This is a genomic window from Vogesella perlucida, from assembly GCF_979366545.1.
Window position 1 is genome coordinate 303,116 of sequence record NZ_CEETRO010000003.1, and the last position, 23,262, is coordinate 326,377.

Genomic DNA, 23,262 nt, shown 5'->3' on the forward strand with positions numbered 1-23,262 from the left:
ATCACTCTTTCTCCAATAAATACCAAAGGAGTCGCAGAAATGAGCACCAGCAAAACAGCCACACCCGAATTAAAAGTAGATCCGCTTGAATTAAATGAACGGAGTAGAAGAACCGTAAAAACGTTAATCAATGCCTCTCATCGAAATTTGCTGCTCCTTGACAAGGTTGTTGATTGGGAGGCCGGAATTGACCTATCCAAACCACCAAAGCTACCTGAATCAAGCTGGATTTATGGTACTCAATATTGGGATGCCCTCACCGAAGCACAGCGTAACGAAGTGTTGTGGTTGGAAACTGGTCGGGATGTATCTTACTTTATCTGGCTAGAACAAACTTTACCTGAGTTATATGTGGGCTATGTCAATAAATATCATGGCTATTTGAACGATGATGTTCGCGAATATCTGATGGTTTTTTCACGCGAAGAAATCGTACATACGCTGATGTTTCGACGCTACCTGAACACTGCTGGACTACGCTTGTGGAGTCATCCGGAAAACATACCCAATTATTCTCACTTTGAAAGACAGCTGGCAGGAAAACATCCGGTCTATGGCATATGCTGGAATCTATTGATTGAATGGTTTGCAGAATTAAACTCGATGTATCAGACTCAACATGAAGAGATAGAGCCATTGACGCGCAAAATGTTCAGAGAGCACCACACTGAAGAGTTACGCCACATCGCCTTTGCCAAAACCATATGTGAAAACTATTTTGAGTCAGCACCGGTCGGCGAACTTCAGGAAATGTGTGGATTCTTTCAAAAAGGTTATGGTTTCCTACTGGACGAATACACTTATATGCCAGAAATTGCAATACACGCTTCTTTTCCTTTTCCTATTCAGCCACACGATACGGAAAAAATTCGTGAAATCCGCCTATCGCCAAACAACCAGCGCCTTAACCAGGTACGCTTCCGCGACGTACGTGAATGGTGCCTGAAGTATAACATCATCAATTAATCTGGATTACTTACAGCAATGGCACTTTGATGTGTATCGCGCCCAAGTGATTTGCTATCATGAAGTTTAAACATAGGAGGCATCATGCTTGATATCACTGAACATGAAGAAGATATAATTGAATTATGCATCAACCGTCCACCAATCAACTTGATTGATGTGGATATATTGAGAGCCTTGCGTCGTTCTCTGGCAGATGCAAAAGAGTCTGGCTATCGCGGAATAATCTTATCCGGCACACCTGGCATATTTTCTTCAGGAATTGACATCCCCAGCTTAATTAATAATGAACGCGCAATTGTACGTGAATATTGGGAGCAGGTCTTTCTGTTAGCAACAGAAATGGCACAATCCCGCTTACCAATTTTTGCAGCCATCAGTGGGCACTGCTTTGCTGCGGGTGCATTACTAGCAATATTTTGTGACTACCGCATAATGGCACGTGGTAGTTGGCGTATCGGACTTAACGAGGTTCAGGTAGGCGTTGCTTTACCAGCCTGTTTTCAATATGCCGTACGTCGTGTAGTTGGAACACTCAACGCAGAGCGTTTGCTGGTATTTGGTCGTCTGCTTGATCCTACACAGGCATTAAACATAGGGCTAATTGATGAATTGGTACATCCTTCTAATCTCATCACTAGTGCGCGTGAGCGATTGCAAGAATTGCTGCTTATGCCAAATCACGGACTTACTGAAACACGAGCCACCGCGCGCCGTGATTTAAGTGATGCTTTCGCAAGTATAGATACATTGCCACTCGATGAATTTGTTGATGCATTTATGTTACCAGAAACACAAAATATATTATCGCGTGTTGTCAGTCAAATGCGGCATTCTACTGTTCACATACCAAGCTAACCGGAGTTTTTGATGAATCTATATTTACGCCTTTTGCTGGTGTGGATAAGAGCCTGCCGAAAATCTAGTATTCAGATTGGCGACAGCATAGAAATACAACTCATTGTATTACCGAATGATCTGGATATAAATGGCCATATGAACAATGGTCGCTATATGACAATTGTTGATCTCGCTCTAATAGAATACATGACGCGTGCAGGACTGACGAGACTAGCTTGGCAGCGTAGTTAGCGTCCTATGCTCGGCAGCTCTATGATAGCTTTCCGACGTGGCCTGAAACCATTTTGTCGGTATCAAGTGCGTTTTGCAGTTATGTGCTGGGATGAGCATTGGACATAATATTCGTTTCGAATTTATGAAAGATGATCAATTAATGGCGATCGGCCATACAAAGGGTGGAATTATCGGTCCGAATGGTATCGTCCGTAGTAGCGAAATGTGCCGACTATTGGGAGTTAACCCTGATTCGGCTGATTTTCCTCCTTCTGTCCTTGCATGGATAGAAGCTGATAGACAACTACGCACTTGATTTATACTTTTGGCAAATAAAAATTTATCAATAGATAATTGATATTGAAATTTTGGCGCTAGGTCATTCTTAACGAGGCACATTGATAACATCCCTGCGTCGTGCCAAGCTCCCATGGCACAACAATGCTAACACCAACCAAAAGCTACGTAGTGGGCACGCTACGCTTTGCCCACCCTACTCTTCCGCCTCGCGCGCCAGCAGCCATAGCCGCATGTCGAATTCCAGCTGGTGATAGTGCGGCTCCATATGGCAGCACAGCTGGTAAAACGCCTTGTCGTGGTCTTTCACCTTCAGGTGGGCCAGCTCGTGTACCACGATCATGCGCAGGAAGGCTTCCGGTGCGTCGCGGAACAGGCTGCCGATGCGGATTTCGTTTTTGCTCTTGAGCTTGCCGCCTTGCACCCGCGACACAAAGGCATTGGTGCCCAGCGTGCCGCGCATCGGGTGCAGGTTGTTGTCGTACACCACCTTGGCCAGCGCGCCGGCGTTTTTCATGTAGCGCTGCTTTAGCTCGGATACATAGTCGTACAGCGCGCGGTCGGTCTGGATGTCGTGGCTGCCGGGGTAGCGGTTGGCCACCCAGGCGCCCAGCTTGCCGGCCTGCAGTAGGCCGGCGACTTGTTCGATGAGGTGCGGCGGGTAGCCCGCCAGGTATTTGATGTCTGCCATGCAGCATTGTAGCGCGGCGGTGGCTGTTGGCCGCAGCGCGGGGGCGCTAGAATCGCCTATCCACTTTTATTGCGGCCAACCTGTATGCAAATCACCGTGCTGTTTCCTACTGCCACCGAAGCCAGCCTGTTCCAGCGCGAGGGCGTCACCACGCTGGTGAGCGGCGTGGGGCTGACTGCCACCGCCTACCAGACGCTGAAAACCCTGCACGCCGGGCGGCCGGACTGGCTGATTCTGGCCGGGGTGGCCGGCTACTATCCGCACGCCGAGCTGGTCATTGGCGACGTGGTGCTGGTGGAAAGCGAAGTCGAAGCCGACCTGGGCTTTCACACGCCGGAGGGCTTTGTACACCTGGCACACCTGCCGCTGGACATGGATTTCGAGCGCCGCCACACGCTGGCCTGCCCGCACCTGCCGGCGGACGGCGGCTGGCGCACGGCGCGTAGCGCGTCGCTGAACGTGGCGATGGCGCCGTTTATCGATAGCAGCGCGGTGGAGATCGAAAACATGGAAGGCGCGGCGTTCTTCCACGTGTGCCTGCAGGAAGGACAGCGCTTCCTGGAGCTGCGCGCCATCTCCAACGTGGTGCAGCCGGGCGACGATAACTGGGACCTGCCCGGCTCGGTGCGCGCGCTAACCGACGCGCTGCACCGGCTGATCGACCAGCTACAGGCGGCCTGAGCAGCGCTTGCGGCCAACCTTGTGCTACCTGGCAAACAAAAAGCCGCTATCCGTGGATAGCGGCTTTTGCATGATGGCTGGCCGGCTTATCTGGCGCTTTATTTAGCTGCCAGGCGCTGCAGGATGTTGGAGAACTCTTCCATGAACGAATCAAAACGGCCGGCCAAGCGGTCTACATCAGCAGCAAAGCGGTTGTAGGCCACCACGGCGGGGATGGCGGCAAACAGGCCGATGGCGGTGGCGATCAGCGCTTCGGCAATGCCCGGTGCCACGGTAGCCAGCGTGGCTTGGCCGGCGTTACCCAAGCCGATAAAGGCGTGCATGATGCCCCACACGGTGCCGAACAGGCCGATATAGGGGCTGACCGAGCCGACGGTAGCCAGAAAGCTGTTGTGGTGGTCCAGCGCGTCCAGCTCGCGCTGGGCGGCGGCGCGCATGGCACGGCGGGCGCCGTCCAGCTGGTCGGAGCTATCGACGCCAGGCTGGCGGCGCAGCTTCAGGAACTCGGCAAAACCGGCCTGAAACAGCTTTTCGGTGGCCACAGCGTTGCCGTTGGCGCGGTTTTTTTCGAACAGGCTGTTCAGGTCGGTACCGCTCCAGAACTGCTGCTCGAATTCCTGCGTGGCGCGGCGGGCGCGGCCCAGCACGGCAATCTTGTTGAAGATGATGCCCCAGGATATCAGGGACAGCAGCACCAGGCCGGCCATCACCAGCTGCACCGGCAGGCTGGCGTGCATGATCAGGCTGAGGATGGAAATTTCCTGCACTCGTGGCTCCTTGCAGCGCTAGCGCAGTACGCGCCCGCTGTCGAGATCGATAATGGTGGAAGGCTTACGGCGCTTGCCGATGCGGCCTTTGAGCGTGAGCACCTGTTCGCGGCCAAATTCTTGGCGGCAGGCGCGCGCGGTTTTCAGCGACTTTTGCCCGGCACGGTTGGCCGAGGTAGACACCAGCGGCGAGCCCAGGGCCTGGCACAGCGCGGCGGCTTCGCCATGCGCGCTAATGCGAACCGCAATTTTATCATGCCGCCCGCGTAGCAGCGTGGGCACGCGGCGCGATGCCGGCAATAAAAAGGTGTAGGGGCCGGGCCAATAGCGCTGCACGGTGGCCAGCTGCGCCGGCGTGAGCGGGCGGATCAGCGGGCGCAGCTGCTGCAGGTTGGCCGCAATCACGATCAAGCCTTTATGCGTGGGGCGCGCCTTGATGGCCAGCACGCGGCGGATGGCGCGCACATTGAACGGGTCACAGCCCAGGCCAAAGCAGGATTCGGTAGCGTAGGCCAGTACGCCACCAGCGCGGAAGCGGCCACGGGCGGCGTCAATCTGGGCCTGCGCCGGCAGGCGGGGAAACGGTTTTTTCACGGTCAGCGCTGTTGTACTCGGTAAAACGGACAGACCGGCCGCGCTATCGCTTGGTTCCGCCTAGTCCTGATGATATCGGGCACTGATTTTAGCCACTGTACCGTCTTTGCGCATCCGGTCTAGCGTGCTGTTGAGCAGGGCCACGGTGCGGTCGTCCATGCGCGGGTGGCAGGCCAGGTACATGAAGGTGGTGTTGAAGGTAAGCACCGGGCGGATGTTGGCCGCTTTTTCGCGTGCGGCCAGCGTGGTACCGCTGTATTTGCCGGTGGCCCAGAAGTCGATACGCCCGGCCACCAGCTTGCGTACGTTTTGCACGTCGGTACTGGCCAGGTCTACCTCGAAGTTTTTGCTGATCAGATACTGGGCGGTGGCATCGCCGCTATAACCACCCAAGCGGTAGGGGCGCACGGATTCCAGTGTGGTGACCACGGTCTTGTTATCGCTACGAGCAAACAGCACCCAGGGGTTTCCGACGATGGGGCCTATCCATTTGAGCTGGTGCTCGCGCTGCTCGGTGCGCGTGGTGGAGTATACGCAGGCGCCGGGCTCCAGCACGGCGCGGTTGAAGGCGCGCACCCACGGCAGTAGCTCGATATCGTGGCTGATGCCGGCGCGCTGTAATAGCTGGTGCACGATCTCGGTCGACAAGCCGGTAATGCGCCCGCTGGGGTCGGCCATATTGAATGGCGGGTAGTCTTCGGTGAACAGTTTCAGGTGCGCCGGGTCGGCAGCCTGCGCTGGCGTCAGGCCGAGGCAAGTGATGAACAGGCTTGCCGATAGAAAGTGCTTCATGGCGCATGCTCCTGAAACAAACACCCTGTTACCAGTGTAGGCGCTTCTGCCCTGGCGGCAGCGCAAGTTGCGGCTTTTCTTGTGCTGCTACGTGGCGGTACTGTCAGCGTGCCACAGGGAGCTGCACGGTAAAAACCGGTCTGATAAAACACGCGCGCTGTTCTGCAGCCATAAAAAAACGGCACCTTGCGGTGCCGTTGGCGGTGTGGCTGGCGATGCTTACTTGGCGCGGTTCAGCGCCTTGCCACCGATATCGCGGCGCAGCTGCTTGCCGGCAAACTCGATCTGGTCGGCCACGGCGTAGGCTTTTTGCTGGGCCATCTTCACGTTGTCACCCAGGCCTACCACGCACAGTACGCGGCCACCGTTGGTGACCAGCTGCTTGTCGGCAGTGAAGGTGCTGCCGGCGTGGAAGGTCATGGTGTCGTCGGTGTGCGCGGGGATACCGCTGATCAGGTCGCCCTTGCGCGGCGCTTCCGGGTAGCCATCGGCGGCCAGGACCACGCCCAGTGCCACGCGGCGGTCCCAGTCGGCTTCTACCGTGTCCAGCTTGCCATTGACGCCGGCCTCCAGCAGCACGGTGAAGTCGGACTTCAGGCGCGCCATGATGGGCTGGGTTTCCGGGTCGCCAAAGCGGCAGTTGAACTCGATGGTGAACGGGTTGCCGTCGGCGTCGATCATCAGGCCGGCGTACAGGAAGCCGGTGTAGGTGTGGCCGTCGGCTTTCATGCCGCGTACGGTCGGCATGATGATTTCGCGCATCACGCGGGCGTGGATTTCCGGGGTAACGACCGGTGCCGGGCTGTAGGCGCCCATGCCGCCGGTGTTGGGGCCCATATCGCCGTCCAGCAGGCGTTTGTGGTCCTGGCTGGTGGCCATGGCCAGCACGTGCTCACCGTCTACCATCACGATGAAGCTGGCTTCCTCGCCCTGCAGGAAGTCTTCGATCACCACGCGGGCACCCGCGTCGCCCATCTTGTTGCCCACCAGCATGTCGTCAATGGCAGCGTGTGCTTCGTCCAGCGTCATCGCCACCACCACGCCCTTGCCGGCAGCCAGGCCGTCGGCCTTGATCACGATCGGCGCGCCCTTGCGGCCAACGTAGTCGTGCGCGGCAGCAGCGTCGCTGAAAGTTTCGTAGCCGGCGGTAGGAATGCCGTGGCGCTGCATGAAGGCTTTGGCAAAGTCCTTGGAGCTTTCCAGCTGCGCGGCGTACTGCGTGGGGCCGAAGATTTTCAGGCCGGCGGCGCGGAAGGCGTCTACCACGCCGGCTGCCAGCGGGGCTTCAGGGCCGACTACCGTCAGCTCGATTTTTTCGTCACGGGCAAACGCCACCAGCTCGGGGATGGCGGTAATGGCCACATTGGTCAGATTCGGGTCCAGCTCGGTACCCGCATTACCCGGCGCCACATACACTTTGGACACGCGGCGGGATTGGGCAATGCGCCAGGCCAGTGCGTGTTCGCGGCCACCAGAGCCGATTACCAGGATTTTCATCTGCTTTCCTCAAACATGGGGGTAGTCGTGCGGCTGCCGGTGGCAGCGCGCAGGGTTAATAGTGAATGCGGCCAAACAGGAAAAACACATTACCGTTACCTTTGGGCCCCGGCATGAATGACGCCATCAGCGCACTCTTGCGGTACTGCAAGGACGCCAGCGGCAGCACCACCGGTACCGGCAGGCCTTTCAGGGTGTCGGTGCGGCTGGTGAGGAAGGCGGTAAAACCGCCACCTACTTTCCACTCGCCCGCCACGGGCACCATTTTCTGATAGGCGTAGCCGGCAGTGGGCTCTACGTCTTTGTGCGAGTCCAGAAACGCCATGGCGTACACGCCATGCCAGTCGCCGTCTTCGTCGTACAGGCTTTTGCCCACGCCGCCGCCCCAGGCGCGCTCGTTGAACGATTTGATCTTCTCGGCGCTATACATGCTGCGCAGATGATAGGCGTAGCCGGTGGCGTACACGTCGGTTTCGCCTTCGTTCAGCACCTGGGTGCTGCGGCGACAGCCTTTGTCCAGCCAGCTGTCACTGCTACCGCATTCCAGCGCCTGTGCTGATGCTGCCACCAGCAGCAGGCTGCTCAATACAAAACTGTTTTTTATCAAAACTACTGCCTCTACAAGGTTGGCCGCAAGGACAGCGCGGCCAACCTTGCGGCAGAAAAGCTTAATGGCGGAAGTGACGTACGCCGGTGAGCACCATGGCAATGCCGTGCTCGTCGGCAGCGGCAAATACCTCGTCGTCACGCATAGAGCCACCCGGCTGGATGATGGCCTTGATGCCTTGCTCGGCGATCACGTCGATACCGTCGCGGAACGGGAAGAAGGCATCGCTGGAGGCCACGGCACCGTGCAGGGCCAGGCCGGCATCTTGCGCCTTGCGGGCGGCGATGCGGGTGGAGTCCACGCGGCTCATCTGGCCGGCGCCGATACCGGCGGTCTGGCCGTTTTTGCAGAACACGATGGCGTTGGACTTCACGTACTTGGCCACGCGCCAGGCAAACAGCAGGTCGGCCATTTCCTGTTCGGTCGGGGCACGCTTGGTCACCACGCGCAGCTCGTCCAGGCCCACGTTGCGGATGTCCGGGGTTTGCACCAGCACACCGCCGCCCACGCGCTTCAGCTCGAAGCGGTTGGCGCCGTCGTGCAGCGGCACTTCCAGCACGCGCACGTTTTTCTTGGCGGCGATGATGGCTTTGGCTTCGTCGGTAAACGACGGGGCCATCAGCACTTCCAGGAACTGGCCGGTCACGGCTTCCACGGTTTCGGCATCCACCGGGCGGTTGAAGGCGATGATGCCGCCAAAGGCGCTGGTGGTATCGGTAGCAAACGCCAGACGGTAGGCGGTCAGGGTGTCGGCAGCAATGGCCACGCCGCACGGGTTGGCGTGCTTCACGATGACACAGGCCGGGGCGTCGAAGGTTTTCACCGCTTCCCAAGCCGCGTCGGCGTCGGCGATATTGTTGTACGACAGCTCTTTACCCTGCAGCTGGCGGTAGCCGGCGATGGTACCGGCAGCCGGGTCCAGGTCGCGGTAGAACGCGGCGGACTGGTGCGGGTTTTCGCCGTAGCGCATGTCCTGCACTTTCACGAACTGCACGTTCAGGCGGTTCGGGAAGGCGGCGCGGTCCGGCACGCCGGCGTCTACGCCTTCAGCCAGGCTGGTCAGGTAGTTGGAGATGGCGCCATCGTAGGCAGCGGTGTGGGTAAAGGCTTTCTTGCACAGGCTCAGGCGGGTGAGCTTGGACAGCTGGCCGGCGTTGGCCTGCATTTCGGCCACCAGCGCGCTGTAGTCTTCAGCGTCGGTGACGATGGCCACGTGCTGCCAGTTCTTGGCGGCGGAGCGCACCATGGTAGGGCCGCCGATATCGATGTTCTCGATGGCGTCTTCCAGCGGGCAGTCGGCCTTGGCGATGGTGGCTTCAAACGGGTAGAGGTTCACGCACACCAGGTCGATGTTGCCGATGCCGTGTTCTTGCATGGTGGCCACGTGTTCCGGCAGGTCGCGACGGCCCAGAATGCCGCCGTGTACTTTCGGGTGCAGGGTTTTCACACGGCCATCGAGCATTTCCGGGAAGCCGGTGTAGTCGGATACGTCAATTACCGGCACGCCGGCATCGCGCAGCAGTTTGGAAGTACCGCCTGTGGACAGGATTTCTACACCGAAACCCGCCAGGGCACGGGCAAACTCCAGTACACCGGTTTTGTCGGAAACGCTGATCAGCGCACGTTCGATCTTGGTCATGGTTCTCTACCGCTAGTCTAAAAAACAGTGGCCAGGCGACTGCCTTGCCGTGATAAATACTGGCCGTGCTGCTGCGCTGGCGTGTGCCTGCGCGGGCCGCGACGGCCTGGCTGAATGATCCCGTCCCCCGCCCCTGCCTTGCAGGGGAGTTTTCGGCAGCGCCACGGCGCTGCCACATGGTTTTATAGCGCCTGCCGCACCGGGCGGCTGGCTTCAGGCAAAACAAAAGCCACCCGCTTGCACGGGTGGCTTGGCTGTCAGATCAGGTCGTAGGCCTTCATCTTCTTGCGCAGGGTATTGCGGTTCAGCCCAAGCAGTTCGGCTGCCCGCGTCTGGTTACCCTGGGTGTGGTTCAGCACGACTTCCAGAAGCGGTTTTTCAACACACGCCAGCACCATATCGTAAATGGCTGCGGGCGCTTCGCCGTCCAGATCGCGGAAATACTGCTCCATGGCCAGGCGCACGCTCAGGGAAATATCGTCGTTGTTTTGCATGATGTTATTGTTGTCTTGGTGGTTATGCCAGCGCGTCGGCTTCGGCGCTGGTGCTACTGTCTGCTACGTATTGCAGCCGGTCCGAATGCCGGGCCAGGCTATCAAAATAGTGCGCTACGGCGTGCTGCTGCTCGGCCGTGGTTTCCAGCTGGTACATGGCCTGGCGGAATTCGTTGCTACCGCGCAGCCCCTTGGTGTACCAGGCAATATGCTTGCGGGCGATACGGCTGCCGCTGTATTCGCCGTAAAAGTCGTACAGCTCGGCCAGGTGCGCCTGCATGATGGCGCTGATCTCGGCGATACGCGGCGGCGGCAACAGCTCGCCGGTGTCCAGGTAATGCTGGATTTCGCGAAAGATCCACGGCCGCCCCTGCGCTGCGCGGCCAATCATGATGGCGTCGGCCGCGGTGTAATCCAGTACGTATTTGGCCTTTTGCGGGCTGTCGATATCGCCATTGGCGATCACCGGCATGCGCACGGCCTGTTTTACCGCGGCAATGGTGTCGTACTCGGCGGCGCCACGATACATGTCTTCACGGGTGCGCCCGTGCAGGGCCAGGGCAGCAATGCCGGCATCCTCGGCCATGCGTGCTACCTGCAGCGCGGTTTTCACGTCCTGGCTCCAGCCGGTGCGGGTTTTCAGTGTTACCGGTACATCCACCGCCTTGACCACGGCTTCCAGAATGCGGCCAACGTTGTCCAGGTCGCGCAGCAGCGCACTACCGGCGGCCACATTGCACACCTTCTTGGCAGGGCAGCCCATATTGATATCGATGATCTGCGCGCCGTGTTCCACGTTCAGGCGGGCGGCGTCGGCCAGCATCTGCGCGTCGCCACCGGCGATCTGCACCACGATGGGCTCGACTTCGCCTTCATGGTTGGCGCGGCGCAGCGTCTTGGGCGTGGTCCACAGGGCCTTGTTGGCGGTAATCATTTCCGATACCGCCATGCCCGCGCCCAGCTTTTTGCACAGCATGCGGAACGGCCGGTCTGTCACGCCCGCCATGGGGGCGACGATCAGACGGTTTTTCAGAACGTAAGGGCCGATTTGCATCGCAAAAAGAAGGACATGGGGTGAAAAGGGTCGCCATTGTACTGCCTTTTACGCGGCGGGTAAAAAGCTTTTTGCCTATTTTTTGAGCAATGACAATAGCAGAAAGAAATGCCCGTCTGCGGTGCAAAGGGCGGGGCCGCACCACGGTGTGGCGGGCGGGTGAAATGGGGGGTGGGAAGTTGGCCGATAAGCCGGGTTTTGTCGTTGGACAGTCATTCCTCTAGTCTTGCCGTTACCGACAAGCTCAAGCAACCTACCCGGGTACAGCGCGGGCCACGCCAATGTACCCCTATTTGGTCTTGCTCCGGATGGGGTTTAGCCTGCCGTGCGCATTGCTGCGTCCGCGGTGCGCTCTTACCGCACCTTTTCACCCTTGCCTGTGCTGCAGCTACCCTTGCGGGTCACTGCGGCCATCGGCGGTTCAGCTCTCTGTTCCACTTTCCGTCGCCTCTCGGCGCCTGGCCGTTAGCCAGCATCCTGCCCTGCGGAGCCCGGACTTTCCTCCCCGTGCAAGCACGCGGCGACTGTCTGTCCAACTTCCCGGCGCGGATTGTACCGCAAACACTGGCATAACGCCGCACGCACTGACAAATATCAATACCTGGCTTGCCGGCATTTTTATAATGCAGCCTCCCACCTATCCGTCCCAGGTATTGCCGTGTCACTTTTGCCCGACCAGACCCGCCTTGCCCGCCTGCAGCTGGCGGGCATGCTGAGCCTGGTAATTACCGTCGTGGTCTTGCTGGCCAGCTACTTTTTCTACCAGCAATGGCAGGACTACCAGAGCAACCGCCAAGCCGTGCAGCAGCAAACGCTGCAGCACGGCCACACCTTTTTGCGTACCTGGGGTGACGACGCCATCATCACGCTGGACACGCTGCACAAGCAGACACAGACCCTGCTGCGCCAGCGTATCCGGGAACAAGTCGACCAGGCCCACGCCCTGGCCACCGCGCTGCACCAGACCCATGCCCACTCCGGCCAGCCCGAGCACCGCGCGCGGCGCGAAATCGTCGAAGCGCTGCGCCCGCTGCGCTACTTCCACGGCCGTGGTTACTTCTTTATCGATACCCTGCAGGGCGATTGCATCCTGCTGCCCACTAACCCGGCGCTGGAAGGCAGCTCGCTGCTGAACAACCGCGACGACGCCGGCACGTACATCATGCGCAGCCTGATCGCCGCCACGCAAAATGCCGAGGGCGCCGGCTTTGCCAGCTACCGCTGGTACCGCCCCGGCGAACAGCAAATGGCAGAAAAAGTGTCCTACGCGCGGCGCTTCGCACCGCTGGGCTGGCTGATCGGGGGCGGCGAATACGTAGACAATGTGGCCATGGACCTGCAAAAGCAGGGCCTGGCGCTGCTGGCGCAAATGCGCACCGGCCAGCGCGGCGGCTTTATCGTGCTGGACCAGCAGGGCCAGCAGCTGCAAGGCTTCCTGCCGGGCAATGCTGCACTGGGTGCCCACCTGCAGCAACGCCTGCAACAGGCGCCGCTGGGCAGCTTTATCGACTTTAGCCTGCAAGGCGTGCCATACACCGCTTACGTTGGCCGCATGGCCGCCTGGGGCTGGCGCGTGATTGCCGTGACCCCCACCAGCATGCTGCTGGGGGACGATGGCAAGCTGCAGCAGCGCCTGGGCGAGCAGACCCAGGCCCGCGTGCTGGCCACGCTGGGTATCTTTCTGGCAGCCCTGCTGCTGGCGGTGCTGTTTTCGCTGTCTTTCTCGCGCTGGATGGGCCAGCTGGCCGACGGCTACCGCCAGCAGATTGAGAGCCGGCAAAACGCACTGGAACAAAACGCCCGCGAAATCGAGCTGACCCGCTACATGAGCGACAGCGCCGCCGACATCATCGTGCTGCGCGACGCCCACGGGCAGGTGGCCTACCGCAACCAGCGCGCGCGCGAGTGCTTTGACGGCTGCCACGAGGACACCCTGCAGCAACTGTTTGCCAGCGCCCTGCCAGACGGCGACAGCGTGGAACTACAGCTGATGTGCTGCCACGGGCCGGTGACGCTGGAAGTCAAACTCAGCACCGTGGACTACCAGGGCGAGCAATACCGCTGCGCCACGGCCCGCGATATCGGTACCCGCATCGAACAGGAGCGCGAACTGCGCCTGGCGTCCAAGGTGTTTGAAGCCAGCACCGAAGCCATCGTGATTACCGACCCCGCCAGCCGCATCGTGGCCGTGAACCAGGCCTTTACCGCCATCACCGGCTATAGCGAGGCCGAAGCGCTGGGGCAGACCCCTGCCCTGCTGAGCTCGGGCAAGCACGATGCCGACTTCTTCCACGACCTGTGGAACCACCTGGCCGCGCGCGGCCAGTGGGCGGGCGAGATCTGGAACCGCCGCAAAACGGGCGAAATCTACCCCGAATGGCTCAGTATCAACGCCCTGCGCGATAGCCACGGCACGCTCACCAACTATATCGCGCTGTTTTCCGACATCAGCGAGCGCAAAGAAGCCGAAGCGCGGGTGCAGCACCTGGCCGAATACGATTACCTGACCGACCTGCCCAACCGCCTGTTGCTGATGGACCGCCTGCAGCAATCGCTGCGCGTGGCCGAGCGCAGCCGCCACAAGGTGGCCGTGCTGTTCATGGACCTGGACCGTTTCAAGAACATCAACGACACCCTGGGCCACGCCACCGGCGACACCCTGCTGCAAGAGGTCGCCCGGCGCACCCGCACCGTGGTACGCGAAATGGACACCGTTGGCCGCACCGGCGGCGACGAGTTCGTGATGATCCTGCCCGAGCTGGCCGACAACGCCCAGGCCGCGCTGATCGCCGAGCGCGTACTGGACACCCTGCGCCAGCCCTTTGTGCTGGATGGCCACCAGCTGGTGATTACCGCCAGCATCGGCATGTCCATCAGCCCGGATGACGGCAAGGACGCCCAGCTACTGCTGAAAAATGCCGACATGGCCATGTACGAAGCCAAAGCGCAGGGCCGCAACAACTACCGCTTCTTTACCGAACGCATGACCGCCGAGGTGCGCCAGCGCCTGCTGCTGGAAAACCGTCTGCGCGGCGCGCTGGCGCGCCAGGAGCTGCACCTGATGCTGCAACCCAAGTTCTGGGTGGAAGACCGCCGCCTGTCCGGCTTCGAGGCCCTGCTGCGCTGGACCGACGCCAACGGCGTGGCCACCTCGCCAGCCGAGTTCATCCCGGTGGCAGAAGAATCCGGCCTGATCGTGGAAATCGGCAGCTGGGTGCTGCAGCAGGCGTGCCAGCTGGCCGCCGCCTGGCCGCAGCAGGACACGCCACTGACCATAGCGGTAAACGTCTCGCCGCGGCAGCTGCTGCAGCCGGGCTTTGCCGAGCTGGTAGCCAGCACCCTGCGCGATACCGGCCTGGCGCCGGCGCAGCTGGAAATCGAAGTGACCGAAAGCGCGCTGCTGGAGCGCACCGGCACGGTAAAAACGGCGCTGGACGGCCTGAAAGCACTGGGCGTACGGCTGGCAGTGGATGATTTCGGCACCGGCTATTCCAGCCTGGCCTACCTGAAAGACTTTGCGCCGGATACGGTCAAAATCGACCGCTGTTTTGTCACCGACCTGCAAAACCGCCACGACAACGCCGCCATCGTGCTGGCCATCATCACGCTGGCCAAGAGCCTGAAGATGGAAGCACTGGCCGAGGGGGTGGAAACCGAAGAAGAGTTGGCCGCACTGGCGCGGCTAGGCTGCGAGGCGGTACAGGGCTACCTGACCGGCCGGCCGCTAGCGCTGGACGCCGCCGCCGCACTGGTGGCGGCCAACCCTGCGCCCTAATGCAGTCTGATAGCGCTACCGGCCTGGTATCGCCCGGTAGCGCTGGAGGCTGCTAGTCAAAGCGCAGCGTATAGCGCAGCTCCGACGACACCTCGTACCCCAGGCGCCCCACCAGCGACAGCTTCTGCGACAGCTGGTAGTTCAGGCGGATGGCTTGCTCGGCGCTGCGCAGGCCGTACTCGTAGCCCACATACAGCTCGCGGGTGAGCTGCTTGCCCAGCACCACCACCTGCTCGGCCGGGCTCACCGTGCCGCTGGCGCTGGTGGTTTCCGCCCGCGACTGCACACCCACATCGTCGAACAGCCCGACTTTGTCATTGACCATTCCCGCCAGCAGGCCGCCGGCCGAGGCGCCGGCAATATCGCTGTCGCGCTCGTCACTGGTGGCGGCGCGGTTCAGGATCAGCCAGGACAGCTTGTCTTTTTCCGACATGGCTTCGTCGGCCACCAGCTTCACCGTGGGCGTCAGTACCGAGCCGGTAATTTCCACCCCGGCGCCCACCTGCGACATGCGGCGCTTGGCGCGGATATCCAGCGACGGGTTATCCAGCGGGCCGGTAAAGCTCACCACGCCCCGGTTGATGTCCAGGTCCTGGCCGTAGGCCTTGAAACGGCCCTTGTCCACGCGGATCTGCCCGCGCGCCTGCAGCTGGCCGCCAGGCTGGGCCAGCAGGCGGATGTCGCCGCCCAGCCAGGCATCCAGGCCATTACCGGCAAAGCGCACGTCGTCCGACAATGTCACGGTGAGATCCAGCCCCAGTGGCAGGGTCTTGCCCCCCTCATCTACCGTGCGTCCTGCCACGTACACATCGGACGACAGCTTGGGGCCACCCAGCTTGGGCAGGTCGAAGCGGCCATGGTCGACGGTAAAGTTGCCGCGCACCATGGCACGGCCCTGCTCGATGCTGATCTTGCTGCTACCCGATACCAGCAGGCGCCGCCCAGGGCGGTCCAGCACGGCAAAGCGTTTCAGCGTCAGCGTCACCGCGGCCAACGGGATATCGCCATCCAGCGAGAGCTGGCCATTGGCGCCGATCTCGCCGTCTTTGCCGAACTGCAGGGTGTCGATCTGCAGGCTGCGCCCCAATAGCCGCGCCGCCAGCACGCCGTGCTCCAGGCGAATGCCGTTGCGCCGCTCGATAAAGCGCAGGCCCTGACCGCTCAGCGTACCGCCCAGCTGCGGCGCCAGGAGCGAGCCGCTCAGCGTCAGGTTTGCCGCCAGGCTGCCATCCAGCTCGGTACCGGCGGGCATGCGGCTTTGCAGTACCGCCAGCGCGGGCACGGCGGCATTCAGGCGGCCGTTGATGCTGGCGCTGTCCAGGCCGGTGCTGCCTGCCGGCAGGTTGATGGCCCCCTCGCCCGCCACGCGGCCAAAGCGCGTGTCCAGCTGCAGGCTGAAGGGGGCGTTTTCGCCCAGGCCCAGCTGCAGCGTGGCACGGTTCAGGCCCAAGTTTTGCGCCGGGTGGCCGCCCTGCGCCGGCAGGGTCAGGTCGCCGCTGAGGCGCTGCAGCGCAATCTTGCCCTGCGGCAGGCCGTGCTGCCCCGCCAGCGACCACTGCCCGGCCAGTACCAGGTCTTGTGGCACGGGCGGCGTCCACCACGGGGCAAGCGCGGACAGCGCCAGCGCATTGACCTGGCCCTGGCTGCGCCAGCCAGCCGCCTGCTGCCAGCCGGTTTCGCCCAGCTGCCAGCTGCTACCCAGTGCCTGCCAGCGGCTAGGCGCCAGTGTCACGCTGTCTTGCGCCAGCTGTAGCGCGGCCGGGGCAGCCAGCCGCAGTGGCACGGCACCGTCGGCCTGCAAGCTGGTCAGCGTGCCGCGCCAGCGCAGGGTATGGGTGTCCAGCCCGCCTTGCAGGGCCAGGTTCAGCGTTTGCGGCTTGCCTTGCAGCTGGCCGCGCACGGCCAGGCTAAGCTGGTGCGCAGCGCGTACGCCGTTCGTGTTCAGGGTGAGGTCGTCCAGCCGCTGGCCAGCGGCTTGCAGGCCGCGCCCTTGCAGCATCAGGCGGAAGGGGCTGTCCTCGGCGGTACCGCTGCGGCCTTCTGCCGTCAGGCTGGCCAGCTGCACGCCGCCAGGCAGCGCCAGGCGGCTGGCCTGCAGCTGGGCGCTGATATCCGGGCGCGCCGGGGTGCCGGCCAGCGCCAGCTGGGCGTTCAGCTCGCCGGCAAAGGCGGGGCCGAGCGGGCTGAGGTCGGGTGCGGCCAACTGCAGCTTCAGCGTGTCGCCTGCCGCGCCGTAAGCGCCTTGTGCCTGCAGGCGGTTGCGGCCCAGGCTCAGGTCGGCGTTCACCGCGCTGACACGCTGCGCTTGCCATGTCAGGGCCAGCTGGCCGCCCAGCGCGGCACCACCTAGCTGGCTGGGGGCAAACTTCAGCGACACATCGCCCTGCGGCCGGTTGGCCAGGCGGGCGGTGGCCAGCAACTGGCCATTGATATTGCCACGCGGCAGGCGGGTATCCAGCAGGCCGGGGTCGAAGCTGACAAAGCGGCCGTCAAAACCCAGCGCCTTGTCGTCAATCAGGTACTGCCCCTTACCCTGGAAACGGCCTACCCCGGTGCGCAGCAGCAGGTCGTCCAGCTTGACGCGGCGCGGCTTGTCGGCCAGCGCAACGCGGCTTTCCACCGCCAGCTTGCCGCTGGCCAGCTTCAGGGCCAGAGCGGGGAGCGGCGGGCTGCCGCTGATCCCTACCGTACCGGAGACCTTGTGCGCCGGCAGGCTGCTATCTACGGCCTGGCTGTCCAGCGCGCTCAGGCCTAGCTGCAGTGCCAGTGCTGTGGCACTGGCCTGGCCGCGCAGCGTGGCCTGGCCACCGGCCAGCTGCGCGGTCAGGCCGGGCAGCTGCAAGGTGTCTTTATGGATACGGAAATCGCCCCACAGCAGCGACAGCGGCAGGCGCTTGGCCGAGAGAGCGCCCGGCTGGCTGTTTACCAGACTGAGGCCACCGGCCACGGTGTCGGCATCCTGCGGGGTCAGCTGTACCGACAGCGCCAGCGCGGCCTGCGGCCAGGCGGGCTGGAAGGCTTGCGGGTTAATGCCGCCGACGCGCAGGTCCAGCTGGCGCAGGCGGCGCAGCGGGGTCACGTCGAACGGTGCCAGCTTGCCGTTCAGCGCGATCAGCAGGCCGCGTGCGGTCACCTCGCCCTGCAGCTGCGGCAGCAGCAGGCTGCCGCTCATGCCCAGCTGGCCTTGTGTGGCCACGCCTTCCAGCCGGCCCTGGTAATGTACCTTGCCCTGCAGCGCAAAGGGGGAGGCGTCGCCCAATGCCAGCTGGCCGCCCAGCGCGCCCCAAGGGCTCCCCAGCTGCGCGAGCTGCAGCTGGTGCTGCGCGCCCTGGTAGCGGTAGCTGGCCTGCAGGCCGTGCAGCTGCAGCTTTTGTGCCGGTAGCTGCAGCTGCGCCAGGCTCAGGCTATCCAGCCGGATGGCCAGCGGCAGGCTCAGGTCGGTGGGCGGCTGTGCCGGCTTGGGCTGCGGGTCGGGGCGGCTTTGCCAGCTGACCGTACCCAGCGCCAGCTGGCGGATATGCAGCTGGCGCTGCCATAGCGCCTGCGGCTGCCAGTCCAGGGCTAGCCGGCTGATGGCCAGCTGGCTGTCAGGTGTTGTCCAACACAGGTCTTGCAGGGTAAAGCCCTGCCACAGCGTGCCCTGTACGCGGCCAACCTGCAGCTGGCCGGCGCTCAGCTGGCCAGCCCAGCGCCAGAGCGTGGCAAAGCCGGCCGGCGTGGCGGTAAACCACCAGCCGCTGGCGCCCAGCAGCAACAGCGGCAACAAACACAGCAGCCAGAACAGCCGCCCCAGCTGGCGGCGGCGCGGCAGCGCCGGCATGGTGTCTTCTGGCGGGGTATCGGGGGTGGGGTGTTGCGGGTTCAAAATGCCAATCCCAGGTTCAGGTTCCAGCGCCAGCGGTGGTCGCGCTCGCCACGGGCGATATCAAAGGCCAAAGGCGCAATGGGGGTAAGCCAGCGCGCACCGGCCCCCCAGCCTTTGGCCACGCGCACGTCCTGCCAGCTGTTGGCCGCATCGCCAGCGTCGTAAAACAGGGCGGCACGCCAGTCGCGCGTGACCGCGTACTGGTATTCCACGCTGGCGGTGGCCATCACACGCCCGCCGCTGATGGTGCCATTGCTATCGTCCACGCCCAGGCTCTGGTAGTTGTAACCGCGCACGCTGTTCACACCACCGGCCTTGAACAGGCGCGAGGCGGGTACTTCGGTGCTGTCCTGCGCCCAGACCTGGCCGGCTTCTACCCGGGTGACCAGGGTGCTGCGGGTCAGGAAGGCGGGCGTCCAGTAGTTGGACAGCCGCAGGTAGGCGCGGTTAAAGCGGGTATCGCTGGCCACATTGCCTACCGTGGTGGCCGCTTGCGCTTCAATCATGTAGCCGCGCCCGGGGCGCAGGGCGTTGTCGATGGCGCGTTGCGTCCAGCCATACGACACGATAATGGCGCGGTTATCACGGGTAAGGGTGTTGGCCAACACCTCTTTTTCCACCAGGTATTCCAGCCCCAGCCGCGATTCGATATTGCCGACCTGGCGGATGCGGAACACCCCCGCCTCGTTGGTATCGGTCACGGTATTGTCGGCTTCAGTATGGCGGCGGCTCAGGTTGATGGCGTGCGAGTAGCCGCTGGCGGTGCGCGGGAAACCCAGGCCCAGGTCCAGCCGCTGACGGCTTTTTTTCCAGTCGTACACCACCGAGCCGGTGTAGCCGCGCTTGAAAATATTGTAATGCTCGTAGCCCAGGCGTACACCGGCGCCATCGCCGCTGCTGTAGTTCAAGCCGGTATCCAGCTTTTGCCGCTGCATTTCGGTCACGCTTACCTGCACCGGCACGCGGTCGTCCTGCCGCGCTTCCCACAACGGTGCCACCACCACATTGCTGTAGTGGCTGTCGCGCTCCAGGCTGGCTTGGTAGTCCAGAATGTCGGCCTGCTTGTAGGGGCCGCCTTCGCGAAAGTTGGCCTGGCCGCGTATCACCTGCTCGGGGTAACGCTGCGCGCCCTGGATCTGTAGGGGGCCGTAGCTGATGCGCGGGCCGCTCTCTATCACCACGTTCAGCTCGGCGCTGTGCCTAGCGGGGTCGATGTCGGCGCGGGCGCTGGTAATCTGTGCCAGCGGGAAGCGCTCCAGCAGCAGCGGGCGCAATACGCCTTTTTTGCTGCTGTCCCAGTCGTCCTGGCGGAACTGGCCGCCAATGGGTAGCACCCACTCGGCCAGCGCGGTACTGATGAAGCGCCCGTAGTCTGGCTCCTGCCGCACTGGCCCTTGCAGGGTCACGTTCACGTCGTACACCAGCACCGGCTCGCCCGGGTCCAGCTGCACGCGTACGGTATTACCCTCGCGCTGCACGGTGACCTTGGCTGCAAAGTAGCCTTCGGTTTCCAGCAGTTTTTTGACCTCGTCCGGCGTGCTGGCAATCATGGCCTGCAGGTCGCTTTCCTGCAGCGCCTCGTCCTCGCGCAGTTGTGTTAAATCCAGATTGTTTTGCAGCAGGGTTTTCAGGCTGTCAGGCGCAACAATTTCTACCTGATAGTCCAGCGCGGACCAGGCAGACGGGGAACTCAAGGCAAGCAATAGCAGGGCGCGACGCATGATGACAGACGGGGGGTGAGCAGGACGCTCCATGTTAGAGCAGATGACAGTTAAAACAAAACTACTGGCGCGGCGATATTGCTGCATCGGCAATCTTCGATAATTTACAATTAGCTTTTCGGCGATAAACTGCGCCCCCACTCCCTAACAGCCCCAGACCATGGCAAAGGAGCCCTATGTCTACCCTGCTGTCACGCGTGGCGCTGATCGTGCGCGACTACGATGAAGCCATTGCCTGGTTTACCAGCAAACTGGGCTTTAGCCTGCTGGAAGATACCCCGCAAGGCGACAAGCGCTGGGTGGTGGTGGCCCCGCCTGGCGGCAGCTGTGCGCTGCTGCTGGCCCGTGCGGCCAACCCTGGGCAAGCCGGCTTTATCGGCAACCAGGCGGGCGGGCGGGTATGGCTGTTTCTGGAAAGCCGCGATTTCTGGCAAGACTACCAGCGCATGTTGGCCGCAGGGGTCCATTTTTGCGAAACACCGCGCACGGAAGACTACGGTACGGTAGCCGTGTTTGAAGACCTGTACGGCAACCGCTGGGACTTACTACAGCTGCACACTGCGCCACCCACACCAGCGTAAGCCGGCAGACGGTACCGCCACCCGCCTGGTACACCACAGCGAGGCAAACGTTGGCCGCGCAAAAAACAAAGCCCGGCAGGGCATCAAGCCACGCCGGGTACCTGCTCCATGCGGCATCAGTCCAGCAGCTTGGCCGGAATATTGCCGCCGTTGGCGGCCAGCTTCTGCAGCACGGTCTTGTGCAGCCAGGTGTTCATCTGTGCAGAGTCGGCCAGCTTGTCGGCTGGGCAGCCCAGCTCCTGTGCCAGCGCCTTGCGCTCGGCCAGGCTGCTATCCAGCCCCAGCAACTTGAGCAGATCCACAATCGACGTTTGCCAGTTCAGCGGCTCGGCATGGCTGGCGGCACGGCTGGACAGCTGCGCTACCACATCAATCACGGTAATGGCCGTTACCGGTGGCGCGGCCACCACTGCAGCCGGGGTGGCCACGGCGGCGGCGGCCGGAGCGGGGGCAACGGCTGGTTTGGCCGCAGGAACGGGGGCCGGGGTGGCGGGTTTGTCATCGCCCATGCCCAGTGTGGACATGATCTTGCCAAAAATGCTCATGGTGTTTCCTTCCGGTGTTGAAGAAAGCCTGGCCTGCACGGGCAGATCGCCCGACAGACCCCTGTGGCCCGCACTGCGCGCCACATCGCAGTGCAGCATCACCAATGCCCTGCATGGCAGCAAGCCACAACACCATAGAACACCGTATGCATAGAACGAATTGGCCAAGCTATGCGCTGTATACGCTGCCAGGGCAGGCACCACCGCACAACAAGCCATGCTTTATGCCATTGGGCTTGGATGTGGCAATAACGGTCAGCCCCGGCAACCTCAACGCTGATAGCGCAGCGCTTGCCCTTCCAGCTCCATGATCAGCGTCTCACCCTCCACCCGCAGGTTGGCCTGGCGAAAGGCCTGTGGCAGCACATACGCCGTGTCATCTACTGCAAAGGCCGCAATACGCGCACTACTGCGCTCCGGCGGCAGCGCCAGCCACTGTAATGCGGCCTGGCTGCCAGCACGGCGGAGCCCTACCCGCACCCAGCTGTCGCCCGCAGGCGCGGCCACTTGCGCATCGCCGTTGCGGTCGGTAACTGCCTGTAGCGTCTGGCCGCTTTGGCCAACAAAGTGCACATCTACCCCGCTCATCGGCCCGACATTCGGCATGCCTACAATGGCCACCCAGCGGCCCGCTGCCGGGGGCTTGCGTATGTTCAACTCGTCTTCACGGAACAGGCGGTACGCCGGCTCCGCCTCTGGCTGGCTGGTGCGCAGCTGCACCTTGTCACCCTGGCGCTGCCAGCGCCCCTGGGCAAAACGGTCTACCGCGCCGTAGCTGATCATCCACTGGAAGCCGCCATCCGGCCGTAGTACCAACTCCGAACCCACCTCACGCACGCCGCTCAGGTAGTAATGCCCGGCTACCTCACCCGCCTGCGCCGCGGCGGCCAACACCAGCAAGGCCGCGCCTAACCACTTTTTCATCTGTGTCTCCCTATATCAGCCCCGGATTATGCCAATAAACTGGCACCGCTGCGGCCCACATTCTGCAACACTTGAAACTGTGCTGCCTGCACCGATATGCAGGGCAGACCGTTTTGAGCGCACCACCATGACCACCACCACCGCCCTGCACCTGGTATGCCCGCATTGCCACGCCATCAACCGCCTGCCCGCCACCCGCCTGGGCGAAGCCCCCAACTGCGGCCAATGCCACCAGCCGCTACTGCACGGCCAGCCAGTAGCGCTGAACGTGGACAACGCCGAACGCCACCTCACACGCAACGACATACCGGTAGTGGTGGATTTCTGGGCGCCATGGTGCGGCCCCTGCCAGATGATGGGCCCGGCCTTTGCCCAGGCCGCCGCCGCCATGCCCCAGGTGCGCTTTGCCAAAATCGATACCCAGACGGAAACCACGCTGGGGCAGCGCTTCAACATCCGCAGCATTCCCACGCTGATCCTGTTTGTGAATGGCCGGGAAGTACAACGCCAGGCCGGGGCGATGGATGCGGCCAACATCCAGCGCTGGGTGCTAGCCGGCCTGCGACAAACCCGATAGCTGGCCGCCTGGATAAACCCGCAGCACTGTCGTCTACCGCACCACGAGGATAATGACGATAGGGATTAAAGCATGGCGTAAAGCACCAGGACCGTTCTTTTCCATACCACCTTGCTTTGTC

Annotated in this window: 20 protein-coding genes and 1 other RNA gene; 7 read left to right on the plus strand and 14 right to left on the minus strand. The window is 62.2% G+C overall.

Features of this window, described 5'->3' with window-relative positions; all coding sequences use genetic code 11:
* The first annotated feature begins 39 nt into the window (after positions 1 to 39).
* The 3 genes from ACZ9XP_RS06275 (at position 40) to ACZ9XP_RS06285 (ending at position 2,058) form a co-directional block, all read left to right on the plus strand.
* On the plus strand, positions 40 to 966 hold the full coding sequence (locus ACZ9XP_RS06275) for a diiron oxygenase (RefSeq protein ID WP_147688208.1): 927 nt from the start codon (positions 40 to 42) through the stop codon (positions 964 to 966).
* Between the two features lie 84 nt (positions 967 to 1,050).
* On the plus strand, positions 1,051 to 1,824 hold the full coding sequence (locus tag ACZ9XP_RS06280; protein WP_465188163.1) for an enoyl-CoA hydratase/isomerase family protein: 774 nt from the start codon (positions 1,051 to 1,053) through the stop codon (positions 1,822 to 1,824).
* A 12-nt stretch (positions 1,825 to 1,836) separates the two neighbouring features.
* Complete coding sequence (locus tag ACZ9XP_RS06285) at positions 1,837 to 2,058, plus strand: thioesterase family protein (protein ID WP_147688210.1); 222 nt, start codon at positions 1,837 to 1,839, stop codon at positions 2,056 to 2,058.
* Positions 2,059 to 2,533: 475 nt separating this feature from the next.
* On the opposite strand, the gene ACZ9XP_RS06290 is transcribed toward ACZ9XP_RS06285, so the two are convergent.
* Positions 2,534 to 3,028 carry a YgjP-like metallopeptidase domain-containing protein gene (locus ACZ9XP_RS06290; RefSeq protein WP_147688212.1) on the minus strand — a complete coding sequence of 165 codons (495 nt, stop codon included), beginning with the start codon at positions 3,026 to 3,028 and terminating at the stop codon, positions 2,534 to 2,536.
* 84 nt (positions 3,029 to 3,112) lie between these two features.
* On the opposite strand from ACZ9XP_RS06290, the gene ACZ9XP_RS06295 reads away from it, so the two are divergent.
* A complete protein-coding gene (locus ACZ9XP_RS06295; RefSeq protein WP_147688213.1) occupies positions 3,113 to 3,709 on the plus strand; it encodes a phosphorylase family protein in 597 nt (198 codons plus the stop codon).
* Between the two features lie 98 nt (positions 3,710 to 3,807).
* Here the strand turns inward: ACZ9XP_RS06295 and tolQ are convergent, their stop codons facing one another.
* The 9 genes from tolQ to rnpB all read right to left on the minus strand — a co-directional run bounded on the left by tolQ (position 3,808) and on the right by rnpB (position 11,693).
* The gene (gene tolQ, locus ACZ9XP_RS06300) at positions 3,808 to 4,476 is read right to left on the minus strand and encodes a protein TolQ (RefSeq protein ID WP_147688214.1); all 669 of its coding nucleotides are present in this window, start codon (positions 4,474 to 4,476) and stop codon (positions 3,808 to 3,810) included.
* 18 nt (positions 4,477 to 4,494) lie between these two features.
* Positions 4,495 to 5,070: an L-threonylcarbamoyladenylate synthase type 1 TsaC gene (gene tsaC / locus ACZ9XP_RS06305; RefSeq protein ID WP_240803480.1), complete on the minus strand. Its 576-nt coding sequence runs from the start codon at positions 5,068 to 5,070 to the stop codon at positions 4,495 to 4,497.
* 60 nt (positions 5,071 to 5,130) lie between these two features.
* Positions 5,131 to 5,862 (minus strand): substrate-binding periplasmic protein, encoded by a 732-nt coding sequence (locus ACZ9XP_RS06310; protein WP_465188164.1) that lies wholly within the window; start codon positions 5,860 to 5,862, stop codon positions 5,131 to 5,133.
* A gap of 219 nt (positions 5,863 to 6,081) precedes the next feature.
* Positions 6,082 to 7,359 (minus strand): phosphoribosylamine--glycine ligase, encoded by a 1,278-nt coding sequence (gene purD / locus ACZ9XP_RS06315; protein WP_465188165.1) that lies wholly within the window; start codon positions 7,357 to 7,359, stop codon positions 6,082 to 6,084.
* A 55-nt stretch (positions 7,360 to 7,414) separates the two neighbouring features.
* Positions 7,415 to 7,945: a lipid IV(A) palmitoyltransferase PagP gene (pagP, locus tag ACZ9XP_RS06320; protein ID WP_438697043.1), complete on the minus strand. Its 531-nt coding sequence runs from the start codon at positions 7,943 to 7,945 to the stop codon at positions 7,415 to 7,417.
* Between the two features lie 82 nt (positions 7,946 to 8,027).
* Positions 8,028 to 9,605 (minus strand): bifunctional phosphoribosylaminoimidazolecarboxamide formyltransferase/IMP cyclohydrolase, encoded by a 1,578-nt coding sequence (gene purH, locus ACZ9XP_RS06325; RefSeq protein ID WP_147688218.1) that lies wholly within the window; start codon positions 9,603 to 9,605, stop codon positions 8,028 to 8,030.
* Between the two features lie 257 nt (positions 9,606 to 9,862).
* Positions 9,863 to 10,099, minus strand: coding sequence for a helix-turn-helix domain-containing protein (locus ACZ9XP_RS06330; RefSeq protein WP_017507566.1), 237 nt, complete (start codon positions 10,097 to 10,099; stop codon positions 9,863 to 9,865).
* Positions 10,100 to 10,121: 22 nt separating this feature from the next.
* Entirely contained in the window at positions 10,122 to 11,153 is a 1,032-nt protein-coding gene (gene dusB, locus ACZ9XP_RS06335; RefSeq protein WP_147688219.1) for a tRNA dihydrouridine synthase DusB, read from the minus strand.
* Between the two features lie 171 nt (positions 11,154 to 11,324).
* Positions 11,325 to 11,693: RNase P RNA component class A (gene rnpB / locus ACZ9XP_RS06340), an RNA gene on the minus strand.
* A 118-nt stretch (positions 11,694 to 11,811) separates the two neighbouring features.
* On the opposite strand from rnpB, the gene ACZ9XP_RS06345 reads away from it, so the two are divergent.
* Positions 11,812 to 14,928 (plus strand): bifunctional diguanylate cyclase/phosphodiesterase, encoded by a 3,117-nt coding sequence (locus ACZ9XP_RS06345; RefSeq protein WP_465188166.1) that lies wholly within the window; start codon positions 11,812 to 11,814, stop codon positions 14,926 to 14,928.
* 52 nt (positions 14,929 to 14,980) lie between these two features.
* Here the strand turns inward: ACZ9XP_RS06345 and ACZ9XP_RS06350 are convergent, their stop codons facing one another.
* The gene (locus tag ACZ9XP_RS06350; RefSeq protein ID WP_465188167.1) at positions 14,981 to 18,793 is read right to left on the minus strand and encodes a translocation/assembly module TamB domain-containing protein; all 3,813 of its coding nucleotides are present in this window, start codon (positions 18,791 to 18,793) and stop codon (positions 14,981 to 14,983) included.
* Positions 18,790 to 20,514, minus strand: coding sequence for an autotransporter assembly complex protein TamA (locus tag ACZ9XP_RS06355; RefSeq protein WP_465188168.1), 1,725 nt, complete (start codon positions 20,512 to 20,514; stop codon positions 18,790 to 18,792). Before ACZ9XP_RS06355 ends, ACZ9XP_RS06350 begins: the two co-directional genes overlap by 4 nt.
* Positions 20,515 to 20,690: 176 nt before the next feature.
* On the opposite strand from ACZ9XP_RS06355, the gene ACZ9XP_RS06360 reads away from it, so the two are divergent.
* Positions 20,691 to 21,095, plus strand: a complete 405-nt coding sequence (locus ACZ9XP_RS06360; protein WP_147688223.1) for a VOC family protein — start codon at positions 20,691 to 20,693, stop codon at positions 21,093 to 21,095.
* Between the two features lie 116 nt (positions 21,096 to 21,211).
* Here the strand turns inward: ACZ9XP_RS06360 and ACZ9XP_RS06365 are convergent, their stop codons facing one another.
* Positions 21,212 to 21,640: a DUF3597 domain-containing protein gene (locus ACZ9XP_RS06365; protein WP_438697771.1), complete on the minus strand. Its 429-nt coding sequence runs from the start codon at positions 21,638 to 21,640 to the stop codon at positions 21,212 to 21,214.
* A gap of 270 nt (positions 21,641 to 21,910) precedes the next feature.
* The gene (locus tag ACZ9XP_RS06370; RefSeq protein ID WP_206211391.1) at positions 21,911 to 22,564 is read right to left on the minus strand and encodes a hypothetical protein; all 654 of its coding nucleotides are present in this window, start codon (positions 22,562 to 22,564) and stop codon (positions 21,911 to 21,913) included.
* 127 nt (positions 22,565 to 22,691) lie between these two features.
* On the opposite strand from ACZ9XP_RS06370, the gene trxC reads away from it, so the two are divergent.
* Positions 22,692 to 23,141: a thioredoxin TrxC gene (gene trxC / locus ACZ9XP_RS06375; protein WP_465188169.1), complete on the plus strand. Its 450-nt coding sequence runs from the start codon at positions 22,692 to 22,694 to the stop codon at positions 23,139 to 23,141.
* Positions 23,142 to 23,262 lie beyond the last annotated feature (121 nt).